The following is a 12,504-nucleotide window of genomic DNA, read 5'->3' on the forward strand; positions in this document are numbered from 1 at the left end:
ATCTAGTCAGAATGTAACTCACCACTCCCCACTTCCATAGGGACAAATAAATTGAGACTAACTGTAGCCAAATCATTAGGTGGAAACTTGGCTTGGTAGCGGAGATCGGGAGTTAATCCAGTTAATTTTGCCGCAGCGATGAATTGATTCAGTTCAATCGGATATTGATCTGTATAACCATGAGTCGCATCATAAGCTGTGGCTAAGGTATACCCAATATTCGCTGCTGCTAGGGCTGGCGGAATCGTATGTAAGTCTAGGACTAACAAACCAAATCGCCCGATATGCGGTTTCCAACGCTGTAAATGCTCTAATAAATTTTGTAAGAGTTCATTTGCTGTAATCATTCGACCCCTACAAACAAAAGCTCCTGTAGAACTCAATTCACAGCCCATATTTCCCAGTCTGGGAGTGATAAAAGGACGGTTGTGATCTAAAAACGATCTGACATGGAGAAACTCGTCAGATGGTATTCCATATTTGGCGAGTATTGCTTTTGCCAAGTCGTCTGGGTCGTTAATATCACCAAAGATGACGCTTATCGGCGACTGCAAATCCTTGAGTCTTTTATAAGTAGCTTCCCGAGAGGCTTGATTATAGTCAGCACAGACCATAATCAAGGGATTCTCATTGAGAAATTTCCCTCTGACGGTCTGATTTTGAATGACGTGATAGATATGCTCCATAAATGTACCATCCCCACAACCCATATCTACAATTCCTTTGGGTTGTTCGTCAATCGGACGGTTAAAGATATCTCTAATAATCGCGTCAACTTTCTGGAAGTATGTTTGATGAGCTAGTCCGCTACCCCAAATATTTACTCGACGATTCACATGGGTTTCATGTCCATCAGTATCTCGTCCCGATAAAATAGCGGGATTGCCAAATAACAGTTCCGGAACCTTCTCAAATGTTGGTAAATAAGAAACCGTGACTCCGTAAGCGTAGGCTCTAGAAATCGCATATAAGCCTGTACGGATGAACTGAACTTGACGACCTTGAATTACAACCCAGCCCTGTAAAGCCAGGATTTCAAAAGCTTCAAGTAAATGTTTTTGATTACCTGTTAACTGCTCAATATCAAGTGTGTGTGTTTTGGGATCGATTTGCTCAAACACATTAGCCATTGCTAAAGATACCATTGTTGGGCCTACCAATAAGCCATTGAGATGGTGCAATATCTGACAACACACATACTGATAATCTTCATCTGTACTTTCTACCAAGTCCCACTGTCTTTTAGCTCTTGCTAGCAGAGAGGAGAAATTCATGCCGTCAGCTAATTTAGACTGTAACGACAAAGTTAAATCTCCAAAAAGATAGTCATTGATATTAATCAGGGTAGGTAAAAAAGCAACAAACTCTTTATAAATTGATGACAGTCCTAACGCTATGCTACCTCTGCGAGTCAAGGTGTAAAAGATTTCTCCCTCAATTTCTTGATGCTTCATCCATCCTTGCGACACCATTAACCGCAAAGCAACATTCAAATAGCCTATATTTCCCGGAAAATATTTCAGAACTAGATTCAGGGGTACGACTTTTCCTTCTTCAAACAAGAAGAAGACTCCTCTTTCCTGTAGAGCATTTGTAGTTGGGCCTATGGCAATTCCATCCAGATGTAGAAAGATTGTTCGCCGAACTGAGAGACGTTCTTTTCTTTCTTCGCTGTCTCCATCTGACAAATCAGGAATATTTTTCGGTCTAAACAATTTGTCGAGGATATCGCTTCTGGTATAAACTGCACAGCCAAAAATCTTGTCTCTTAATTGCATAAGTCTTTATACACCTAAAAGCAACTATGCGTAACTGACCTTGCCTAAATCCAACAATAGTTCTAGGTATTTTAACTAATTTAATAGCTAACTAAATTAGCAAAAATCTAAATCCAAAAGCATTTCCGCAATAGAACATAATGGTTGAAGTTCCTTGCAGTTTTCGGCGCTATTACTCAGACTATGCACAGAAACATACGTGTGAACAAAGTCCACAAGCGATATGATTTGGCTAATCAAAAATTTCAATTTTGAAGATTACTGAAATAAAGACCTTATGCTCGGTTAATTAAAGGAGTCTAACCCTATATCTTATCCTAAATATATTGAGTTCAATACCTTTGCTTAAAGCACATTTTAGTTTTGAATGACTTTTCTCAAGCGGTTTTCATGAATTCCCTTTATAGATAAGCTAACTTAGTTTACCTACATCTTGCAGGTATTTTTAGACTGAGAATGAATTGCTGTTGCTGACTACATCAAGTCGATTTTTGATGCAATTTTTATGGTTAGCTGTAGAACTTATCCACTTTATCCAAGCAAGTTACACCATTCGTAAAAATTATACACACATAATGATAGAGGAATTTTATATTTTTTATAATTTTATCTCTATATAAGAAAATTTAATCATGTTTTTATTTTAAGCTCTATATTTTAATAGTGTTCACAATTAATGATTACATAAACAAAATTTAATCTTTTTATCAAGATTTCATCTATGCAAATCAATCAACAATTATTCAATCAGAATTAACCTGTTGATAAACAAATTTTAATTTTTTATAAATACATTTATTTATATGATTCTGAGAAGAATCTTAAAAACGTTGCACTTCATGCAAAAACTTTTCTGAGATTCGTGTAACTATATCAGTTGCAAAATTTGACCAGATATTTTCCATATACAGCCCAGCTAAAGCTTACCAACTGAGTTTTTTATAACTTGTTGAGTTTTAGCTATAGGACTATTGCTGCTTTTTCATAGTTTATAAAACTCTCAGAAATACCTAACCAAAAATATGTCAAGACCATTGCCTCATCTTTTTGATTCCAACATCCTTGGTGGTCAAGATAGTTTGCTAAATATTTATTATCAAGTCACAGGATTGCACATCCCAAGTTCAGTACTTGTAGGTACGGCGAGTAATGACCTACTTAATGGTAGTAATGGCAATGATCTAATAGTCGGTGGACTGGGTAATGATTTTATTGTTGGTTCTTTAGGTCAAGATGTTCTCTTTGGCGGAGCCGGTAATGATTTCTTTTTACGTTTACCTAACGATGAAGACGATTTTGTATCTGGGGGTAGTGGTAATGACCTTGTAGGTGGGGGTGGTGGTGACGACACCCTGTTAGGTGGATCGGGTAATGATGGTCTATTTGGTGCTGCTGACGACGATCTGCTCTATGGTGGTGCTGGTAACGACGTACTTTTTGGTGCAGAAGGGCGCGATCGCTTTGTAGCTAAAGCAGGTGAGGGGGTAGACTCTTTTGTTGACTTTAACCCCACCGATGACTTCATTGCCTTAGCTGGTGGTTTATCATTCAATCAGATCAAGATAGAGGCAGTCGGCCCTAGCTCCTTGATTTCTGTGGCTGCAACAGGTGAGTTATTGGCGCTTGTAGCTTTTGTTAGTCCCGATCAGTTCACATCAGCTAATTTTGTACAAGTTAGCAATGCCGAACTGTACTCTCAACACGAATCACCACTTTCACAAGATATTCCTAGCGTTGGCGTTGCAAACCCGCAAACCGTTGGTACAGATGGTAGCGATTTTCTCAACGGAGGTTTTGGTAACGATATTATCCAAGGCGGACTGAGCAATGATGTGATCAACGGTGGAACAGGTAGCGATCGCTTATTTGGTGACGAAGGCGGTGACTTTATTAATGGCGATCTCGGTAACGATTATGTAAATGGTGGTGTTGGGGGTGATTTCCTCAATGGTGGTTGGGGTAACGATACTATTGTTGGAGATGCCGGTGATGACCTTCTCAATGGTGGTCTTGGCAATGACCAACTGTTTGCAGGTGCAGATAACGATGTTCTCAACGGCGATGAAGGTAATGATTTACTCGATGGTGGTTTAGGTTTCAACCTGCTTAGTGGAGGATCTGGACACGATACTTTTGTCTTAGGTAGAGGTGCTAGATTTGACCAAATCTTTGACTTCCAGAAAGGAGTAGATCACATTAAGTTACCCGATCAAATTAGCTTCGGACAACTGTCTTTGATCCAAACTGGTGGTAACGTTTTAATTGCGATCGCTGGTAGCAGTGAACCACCTTTAGCAGTTGTTGATCGTATTCAAGCTAGTAGTCTGACAGCAACAGATTTCATTGCATAGTTGATCTATCTTTTTACACTAATCAGGTACTGTATTATCTGTTGGTGTTAACGTAACCTCCAAAGAATCATTCAGATGTATCGCTAGAACATTAACCAATATGTTCTATCGATACATCATTTATACTAAATATTGTCAGATTTATAATGAGACAAGAAGCTGTAATTATAATTCAAAATCTGAATCATTACTATGGGAAAAATGCGCTGAGAAAACAAATTTTATTTGATATCAACCTAAAAGTTTATTCTGGTGAAATTGTAATTATGACTGGGCCATCAGGTTCAGGAAAAACAACGTTACTGAGCTTGATTGGTGGTTTACGGTCTGTACAAGAAGGAAGTTTGAAATTTTTAGGTGAAGAACTGTCTGGTGTTAGTCAGAACAAACTGGTGCAGATGCGACGTAACATCGGTTATATTTTTCAATCTCACAATTTGTTGAGGTTTTTGACTGCCAAGCAAAACGTACAAATGGCATTAGAATTAAACGATTGCATTTCTCAAACAGAAGCAGTAGCTAAATCAGAAATGATCCTGCAAGCTGTTGGTTTAGAAGAAAGAATTAATTATTATCCAGACAATCTTTCTGGCGGTCAAAAACAAAGAATTGCGATCGCCCGCGCCTTAGTAAATTGTCCTCCCTTAGTGCTAGCAGATGAACCAACGGCTGCATTAGATAAACAATCAGGACGCGATATCGTAAAAATAATGCAGAGCCTAGCTAAAAATCAGGGAACTACTATCTTGTTAGTCACACATGACAACCGCATTTTAGACATAGCTGATCGCATCATAGAAATGGAAGATGGCCTATTAACGAGAGTTCAACTAGGGCAAACGTATGTGTGACTAGTAGTCTGCCAACCCAAAAATGCTGCGTGATGGCTGGGGAAAGGGAAAGGGGAAAGGGGTAAGGGATTTGAAACCTTTCCCTCTTCCCCTTTACCCTTTACCCCGCCAAGTTCACTTGGCGAACTACTAGTCTGATGGGGAGACAAAAGAAGACATCTCCGAAAACTATCAAAGCTTTGCTGTAGCTAGCTTATTTCGTTACAATCATCTTGTGCGTTAAGCATTCAAGAGTTATCAGCCATGAAATTGATTTCCGATCCACCGATTCCTGTAAAAATTCAGAGAATGAAGGAACGGGTGCGGTGGATGCATCCAAGTTTTGTGCAACGGGGAATTGACCAAACCAGCATGGTTATTGATGATCGCAGGGAAGATAGTCCAGAATTTTCCTTTATGGTTATTGGTGATTCCGGCACCAAATCCCATTCTCGCCATCACCCCCAACGAAAAGTTGCCGAATTGATGCTTCCTCACCAGGATGATTGCAGTTTTGTGTTACACACAGGTGATGTAATCTATGTGGTTGGTTCCCAAGAATATTATTCAACAAACTTTATTGAGCCTTACCGAGAATTTATTGTAGGTGGCGACAACCCGAAAAGCATTCCTTATGACCGCATGGTGTTTAATATGCCATTCTTGCCAGTGCCAGGTAATCATGATTACTACGATGTACCGTTGATGTACCGTTTAGTTACTGGCACAACATCTTCATTACGTCGCCTGTTCCGCTACAAAGATATCGAGATTGGCTGGCATGGATCGTATCAAGGGAATGCTTATGCACGGGCATTTATGGACTATACCCAAGCGATCGCTTCCCCGCAAGAGTTAGAACGTCATTTAGATCGACATTATACTGCTAAGACCGATACCGGGCGGTGTTTGCGTTACGAACCCGGACAGTTTACCCGCTTACCCAATCGTTATTACACCTTTCGTTACGGCGGGATTGACTTTTTCGCGCTGGATTCTAATACCTTTAATACACCATCACCTTTACCTGCAACTGAAGAGGGGGAAATTTACCGCCGGGAATTGCAAAAGCGTCGCCAGGAAATAGATCGAGAAGAATTGCAGATTTTGGGAATATGCGATGGCCTCAACCCAGATAAACCCGCCGAAGCTGAACAACTCGATGAACTTAGCGCCAAATTAGACCAAATAAACGAGATCAAAATCGATATTGAAAAACAATTGGCATCTCATAAAATGCCTGCGATTGACTTTGAACAACTTGAATGGTTACGAAGCAGACTAATCGAATCTTGGAACAACTCCGAAGTGCGCGGACGTGTAATCTTTTTCCACCATCCGCCATTCGTCACAGAAGCTACTAAGTGGAATCAGGCACAAACCTTGGCGGTTCGTCACCGCTTGCGCTGGGTGTTTGAACAAGTGGCAGAAAATCTTGGTTCTCTAATTAAAGAACGTCCCATAGTCGATTTAATTTTAAATGGTCACGCTCACTGTTTGGAACATCTTCGCACAACTGATACCGGATTTGCTGACTCTCACATTAACTGCATTATCTCTGGTGGTAGTGGTCATCGTCCCCGCTATCAAAGACGAAAGGGGACTGAATTGATGGAGACTTTTACGGAAATTGCAGGTAAACCCACTCGGAAAGTTGCCGATTCAACGCTTTTTGTGGGTCGTCATGATGACAATTTCCAGAACCGCCTACCTTACTCATGTGTGCGGATTGATGTTTTGGATGGTAGCCCACCCAAGTTTATCATCAGACCGTTGGTTACTGAACGGATTGAAGATGAGTGGTACAACCGCGAACTTGAACCATTTGTAATTTAAACAGCAATACAGTTCAGTTAAGCATTTCTTCCTTCTCTTCCTTCTCTTCCTTTGCGTTCTTTGCGTCCTTTGCGGTTCGTTAAAAAAATTGACTTTGACAAAGAGTTAATACCAATTCTGTATGAATATATGAGGAACGAACCGCAAAGGGCGCATTCGCGCAGCGTCTCGTCAGAGAAGGACACAAAGAAAGAAAATTTGGCGCAGCCTCACAAAGCAATTATATTAACCCAAGCGTATTTATTTAAACGGGATGCGATGCCTATGGCGGTAAACTACGCGCCTTAATCACTTGAAAATCAAATCTAGGCGTTGCTGTGTTGCTTTGAGTGAGTCTGCTGGCGAACTTTTACCTAACAATACAGATTCAATCGCCCGACCTACACTGTCAGAAATCCGATTGTAACCAGGAAATATCGGACGCGAACGCCCGTATTTAGCTTGATCTAAAAATACCTTCACCTGTGGTATTTTTTTGATAAAATCTTGATATTTTGGACTTTCACGAGACTTCAAATTCACTGGTAAATAACCAGTTCCCAATGCTAATTCTGTCTGAAATTCTTCACTCAAAGCATATTCGACAAACTTAAAAGCTGCTCTTTCACGTTTCGGTGTAGTTTTGAAAAAGAAGAGATTCTCACCACCAATAACAGTAGCAGGTTTTTGTCCAACAGGAATTGGAAAAACATCAAAATCGACACCAGTCTCTTGAAATTGTCCCAGAGTCCAAGGGCCATTTAATTGCATTGCAACTTTACCACTGAGCAAGTCATCTGTCTCATAACCCCGTTCTGGGCCAGATAAAATGGCGGAACCATCCGTAATTAAATCACGCCAGAATTGCAAAGCTGCGATCGCGCCTTGATTATTTTGCAAATTTACTGCTGCTGCATTCTGTGAATCACCACTCACCAACTCACCACCACCACTCCACATAAACGGCAACCAGGTGAACACTGTAAATTCTCCCTTTCCCAAAGGTAGAAACATCCCATATTGATCGGTTCGTCCATCACCATTGGTATCACGAGTTAATTTCTTGGCAACTTGTGCAAACTCCTGCCAAGTCCGGGGTAATTCAGTAATTCCTGCCGCCTTAAACAAACTTGGACGGTAAAAAATACCAACATTATTTGTAGCAAAGGGCACAGACCAAATTTTACCGTTGTATTTCATCGATCCATACAAAGCGGGGTCAATTTCGGCTTTGATTGGAGATTTTGCGAGGAGTTCATCCAAAGGTAAAAGCGCATTGAGTTCTACCAATTGACCTGCGATCGTCGGATTGTACCACAATAAATCTGGGGGTGCATTTCCTACTACTGCTGCTAAAATCTTGGGCGTTTGCTGATCCTGTTGCCCAACATAAAGCGACTCTACCTGAATATCTGGGTGGGATTGATTGAATTTGTCTACCAGCTTTTGCAGTACATCCCGATTTGGCGGCGGATTTACACCTTGCCACAGGGTTAAATGAATTACTTTATCTTCCTTAATAACAGGTAGAATACTTTGACATCCAACTAAAGCTATTATGCCTACGAATAATACAAGCAGTAATCTCCTAAGATAATTTGACACTTTCTTTCTTTTTCGCTTGGCATAGCGAGGAGGCGAAAAAAAATTGTGCATAATGTTGATTAAAATGATTGATCGATTCTCGTAGCTGCTTCAACATAACTTTGCCACTTTGATTAGAGTTGCACAATTATCTTAAGTCATGGTTTTTGCAAGCGTTTATATCCTAATCTTGAATAGAGTTTTGATAATTTCAGATTATGGCAGGACACAGTAAATGGGCAAATATTAAGCGCCAAAAAGCCGTAGTAGATGCAAAAAAGGGGAAAACCTTTACTCAGTTATCGCGGGCGATTATTGTGGCGGCTAGAAGCGGCGTACCAGATCCGGCGCTGAATTTTCAACTTCGCACGGCAATTGACAAGGCAAAAGCAGCGAGTATCCCCAATGATAATATTGAACGAGCGATCGCTAAAGGGGCAGGCACTTTTGGCGGTGATAACGCTATCTTTGAGGCGATTCGCTACGAAGGCTATGGCCCTGGTGGTGTAGCGATTTTAATCGAAGCCTTCACAGATAATCGCAATCGCACTGCTGCTGACTTACGTGTAGCTTTTAGTAAAAATGGTGGCAATCTTGGTGAAACAGGTTGCGTTAGCTGGATGTTCGATCAAAAAGGCGTTTGTGTAGTACAGGGTGCGATTGACGAAGAACAGCTTTTAGAAGCATCCCTTGAAGGCGGTGCTGAATCTTATGAGATGACTGAAGATGAGATGGCTGAAGTTTTTACTGATATTGGCAATTTAGAAACCCTTAGTCAGACGCTCAAAAATCAAGGCTTTAAGGTAACTGATGCCGAATTTCGCTGGATTCCTAGTAATAGTGTAGAAGTTACCGATCCAGATCAGGCGCGATCGCTTTTCAAGTTAATTGATACTCTAGAAGGCTTGGATGACGTGCAAAATGTCACAGCTAACTTCGACATAACAGAAGAATTGATGACTCTCAGCATTTCGTAATCAAAATTTGCACAGAGCAAAATGTTACATCTAACTTGGAAATACCAGCAACTCTGATTAGCCAAGTATTCTCTATAATTCCGATATTTTTCCGATATTTTACGGTTGTAAAAATAGACATGAAAGATTCATATCAATTACAAACTCATGACATATACCTATTGGATAGTTAGATTGTTGATTAGTTGATGAGGAATTTCAAGTGAATAAGTTCGCTAAAGCTTTACTTTTGGCTGTGATTTTTGCTGCGCCTGTAACCGCTTTTGCATCTCAAGCTCAAGCTGAATCTATCCACCATGTTGCTACTACAAAATCTAGTAAAATTAAACACGTGAAACACCACAAACATCACAAACATCATGCTAAAAATATAGCTCCTAAAACTCATAAATAGTTACTATTATGTGCAGCAGTTTCTAGTAACTCTGTAATAAAGTTTAGTATTGGTTTCTCTGAAAAAATAACTGCATTATTTAACCCCGTTGAAATCCCTACCAATCAACGGGTTTTTTCATTAACTTGCTCAAGGAGGCGCGATCGCGTCAAAATAAGAGTAAAAGACGCTGTAACCTAACTTAACAATGGCCATAACGCAGCTTGAGCAACCTCTCTCCCCTCAACCAACACCGCCAGACTTGCGGGGATATGAATATGATTTGGTAATTGTCGGCGGTGGGATTATTGGGTTAACTCTAGCCTCTGCTTTAAAAGATTCTGGCTTGAGTATCTTGCTGATTGAGGCGAAAGTCGCATCAGCGGCCGTAGCTAAGGGACAAGCTTATGCAGTTCATCAGCTTTCAGCGCTAATTTACCAAGGAATTGGAGTTTGGGACAAAATATTGCCTCAAATTGCCAAATATTGCCGAGTTCGTCTTTCTGATGCCGATTATCCCAATGTGGTGGAATTTACCACCGATGATATACATACAGCAGAGTTGGGTTATGTGGCAGAACACCAAGCGCTGTTGCAGCCTTTGCAGGAGTTTGTCCAAGATTGTGCAAATGTGACATATCTGTGTCCGGCTGAAGTGGTAAATACTAATTACCAGCAAGATATAGTAGCGATAGATATTAAAATTGCCGATCAGTTATACTCAGTTCGCAGCAAATTACTGATAGCAGCAGATGGGGCGCGATCGCCAATTCGTCAAGCTGCTGGTATCAAAACCTCCGGCTGGAAATATTGGCAGTCTTGTATCGTGGCATTTGTCAAACCAGAAAAGCCGCACAATAACACCGCTTACGAAAGATTTTGGTCTAGCGGGCCCTTTGCGATTTTACCTTTACCGGGGAACCGTTGCCGCATTGTGTGGACAGCCCCTCACGAAGAAGCAAAAGCTTTGTGTGCCTTAGATGATGAGCAATTTTTAGCAGAACTCACCCGTCGCTATGGCGATCAGATGGGGAAATTGGAATTACTAGGCGATCGCTTTGTATTCCAAGTACAACTCATGCAAAGCGATCGCTATGTTCTCCCCCGACTGGCATTAATTGGTGATGCGGCGCACAATTGCCATCCTGTGGGTGGACAAGGTTTAAATCTGGGAATTCGGGATGCAGCAGCTTTGGCACAAGTAATCCAAGCAGCGCACCAAGCGGGTAAAGATATTGGCGACATTCAAATTCTGAAAGGTTATGAACGCTGGCGTAAGTTGGAAAACCTGACTATTTTAGGTTTCACCGATTTGTTAGATCGGATGTTTTCTAATAACTTCTTACCTATAGTGGTGGTTCGTCGCTTGGGTTTATGGTTTTTGCAGCGAGTTCCTGTATTAAAGGTGTTTATGCTGAAATTGATGATTGGCTTGAAAGGACGGACTCCAGAATTGGCAAAACGATAAACGCTAGATTACAGCAGCTTGAAAAATCTGGTTTGGGGTGAGATTCAATTCGGGAAAGGTTTGGGAGATAATGCGATCGCTTTCTCGAAATTTACTTATCTGATATTCTCCGTCAACCAAGTTACAAACGGAGATTGTCGGCTGTTTAGGATTGCCGATAAAATTGCGTCCACCCAAAGCAGCATAATCGACAATCCAGTATTCTGGGATACCCATCTCTTCATAATCAGCATATTTTAAGTAGTAATCGTCCCGCCAGTTGGTTGATACAACCTCAATTGCCAAAGGGATTGATGCACCCAAACTCAGGGTAGATTGTTTTTTCCACAATGGTTCATTTTCCAGATTTGCACGATTTAGCACCAAGACATCTGGAAAATAACCAGAATCTTTTTCAGGAGGTCTAACTATAACTTGGTTAGGGATACCGTAGGGCAATCCTAGACGTTTGATTTCAACAGGAATTTCGACACCTAGAAAGCTTTTAACTTCCTCATGTTCCCCTACTGGTTGTGCCATCTCAACAATTTGTCCTTTATGTAGTTCGTAGCGGACTCGTCGATTTTCAGGTAGCCAATCGACAAATTCCTCGAAGGTTACTAACTTAGGTATGGCTTGAGTCATAGATGATAGAGAATTACTGAATCATAGAAATATTATCTCTAATTGAGCGATCACATTGCTTGCAAATTAGCCTAACCTTTTACAGTGCGATCGCTATAGCTGGAAATAAACGCTCACGAATTGGCTGCCAAAAGAATGGAGAAATTGCTATAGCAAGTTTTGGGTGATGCGTTACGCTAGCGCTAACGCATCCTACAAGATCGGGCGATCGCACTGATTGCTGAGAGGTGGTTTTAAAGAATTCTTAAGAAGGAACAAAGCGTCTAAAGATATCTACAACAGTTGTATTGAGCCTAGTTCTGAAGTTATTATTACAAAATAATGGGGTGGCTAATAGTTAAGCCTTCCCGAAGCCTTGGGGGTACGGGTACTTCTAGAAGTACTTAAGGGCTGCTCAACAGTGCATGAATGGTCTCCGTTCTTTATGAATATTAGGGAGGGGCTTATGATTGCACCTGTTGTCTATACGACAGTCGGTTCATGCGGGGTAGCGGTGCTGCGGAGGTCTGGTGACTACCCAAATGTGCTGAGAGCAGTGTAAGTTTCGGAAAGAGTTCCTCACCAAGAGCAACGCTTAGGGGTTCGATTCCCCTACCCCGCACTTTTGTTAACTACGCGGCATAACAACCACCTTGTAGCGGATGGTTGAAAATTACTTGTGCTGAGTGCGATCGCTTGCTCTTGTAGTAACGCATACCCTATGT

Annotated in this window: 10 protein-coding genes; 6 read left to right on the plus strand and 4 right to left on the minus strand. The window is 41.1% G+C overall.

Features of this window, described 5'->3' with window-relative positions; all coding sequences use genetic code 11:
* Window positions 1–2 precede the first annotated feature (2 nt).
* On the minus strand, window positions 3–1,778 hold the full coding sequence (locus GJB62_RS11330; protein ID WP_114081593.1) for a class I SAM-dependent methyltransferase: 1,776 nt from the start codon (window positions 1,776–1,778) through the stop codon (window positions 3–5).
* A gap of 1,022 nt (window positions 1,779–2,800) precedes the next feature.
* Here GJB62_RS11330 and GJB62_RS11335 point away from each other — a divergent pair.
* The 3 genes from GJB62_RS11335 to GJB62_RS11345 all read left to right on the plus strand — a co-directional run bounded on the left by GJB62_RS11335 (window position 2,801) and on the right by GJB62_RS11345 (window position 6,795).
* The gene (locus GJB62_RS11335) at window positions 2,801–4,129 is read left to right on the plus strand and encodes a calcium-binding protein (protein WP_114081594.1); all 1,329 of its coding nucleotides are present in this window, start codon (window positions 2,801–2,803) and stop codon (window positions 4,127–4,129) included.
* Window positions 4,130–4,275: 146 nt separating this feature from the next.
* Window positions 4,276–4,980: a DevA family ABC transporter ATP-binding protein gene (locus tag GJB62_RS11340; protein ID WP_114081595.1), complete on the plus strand. Its 705-nt coding sequence runs from the start codon at window positions 4,276–4,278 to the stop codon at window positions 4,978–4,980.
* 243 nt (window positions 4,981–5,223) lie between these two features.
* Entirely contained in the window at window positions 5,224–6,795 is a 1,572-nt protein-coding gene (locus GJB62_RS11345) for a metallophosphoesterase (protein WP_114081596.1), read from the plus strand.
* A 288-nt stretch (window positions 6,796–7,083) separates the two neighbouring features.
* Here the strand turns inward: GJB62_RS11345 and GJB62_RS11350 are convergent, their stop codons facing one another.
* Entirely contained in the window at window positions 7,084–8,379 is a 1,296-nt protein-coding gene (locus GJB62_RS11350; RefSeq protein WP_114081614.1) for an ABC transporter substrate-binding protein, read from the minus strand.
* Between the two features lie 197 nt (window positions 8,380–8,576).
* On the opposite strand from GJB62_RS11350, the gene GJB62_RS11355 reads away from it, so the two are divergent.
* From GJB62_RS11355 to GJB62_RS11365, 3 genes are all read left to right on the plus strand, one after another.
* Window positions 8,577–9,335, plus strand: coding sequence for a YebC/PmpR family DNA-binding transcriptional regulator (locus GJB62_RS11355; protein ID WP_114081597.1), 759 nt, complete (start codon window positions 8,577–8,579; stop codon window positions 9,333–9,335).
* Window positions 9,336–9,537: 202 nt separating this feature from the next.
* On the plus strand, window positions 9,538–9,729 hold the full coding sequence (locus tag GJB62_RS11360; protein WP_114081598.1) for a hypothetical protein: 192 nt from the start codon (window positions 9,538–9,540) through the stop codon (window positions 9,727–9,729).
* 187 nt (window positions 9,730–9,916) lie between these two features.
* On the plus strand, window positions 9,917–11,176 hold the full coding sequence (locus GJB62_RS11365) for an FAD-dependent hydroxylase (RefSeq protein WP_114081599.1): 1,260 nt from the start codon (window positions 9,917–9,919) through the stop codon (window positions 11,174–11,176).
* A gap of 3 nt (window positions 11,177–11,179) precedes the next feature.
* Here GJB62_RS11365 and GJB62_RS11370 read toward each other — a convergent pair whose 3' ends face one another.
* Both GJB62_RS11370 and GJB62_RS38005 read right to left on the minus strand, forming a co-directional pair.
* The gene (locus tag GJB62_RS11370) at window positions 11,180–11,800 is read right to left on the minus strand and encodes a Uma2 family endonuclease (RefSeq protein WP_114081600.1); all 621 of its coding nucleotides are present in this window, start codon (window positions 11,798–11,800) and stop codon (window positions 11,180–11,182) included.
* A gap of 79 nt (window positions 11,801–11,879) precedes the next feature.
* Entirely contained in the window at window positions 11,880–12,014 is a 135-nt protein-coding gene (locus tag GJB62_RS38005; protein WP_258551436.1) for a hypothetical protein, read from the minus strand.
* Window positions 12,015–12,504: the final 490 nt, after the last annotated feature.

The sequence above is a fragment of the Nostoc sp. ATCC 53789 genome (assembly GCF_009873495.1).
Lineage (GTDB): Bacteria > Cyanobacteriota > Cyanobacteriia > Cyanobacteriales > Nostocaceae > Nostoc > Nostoc muscorum_A.

Excerpts from the sequence above, each read along its gene's own strand:
- GJB62_RS11330 (WP_114081593.1), bottom strand. The coding sequence starts at position 1,778 with ATGCAATTAAGAGACAAGATTTTTGGCTGTGCAGTTTATACCAGAAGC.
- GJB62_RS11335 (WP_114081594.1), top strand. The coding sequence starts at position 2,801 with ATGTCAAGACCATTGCCTCATCTTTTTGATTCCAACATCCTTGGTGGT.
- GJB62_RS11340 (WP_114081595.1), top strand. The coding sequence starts at position 4,276 with ATGAGACAAGAAGCTGTAATTATAATTCAAAATCTGAATCATTACTAT.
- GJB62_RS11345 (WP_114081596.1), top strand. The coding sequence starts at position 5,224 with ATGAAATTGATTTCCGATCCACCGATTCCTGTAAAAATTCAGAGAATG.
- GJB62_RS11355 (WP_114081597.1), top strand. The coding sequence starts at position 8,577 with ATGGCAGGACACAGTAAATGGGCAAATATTAAGCGCCAAAAAGCCGTA.
- GJB62_RS11365 (WP_114081599.1), top strand. The coding sequence starts at position 9,917 with ATGGCCATAACGCAGCTTGAGCAACCTCTCTCCCCTCAACCAACACCG.
- GJB62_RS11370 (WP_114081600.1), bottom strand. The coding sequence starts at position 11,800 with ATGACTCAAGCCATACCTAAGTTAGTAACCTTCGAGGAATTTGTCGAT.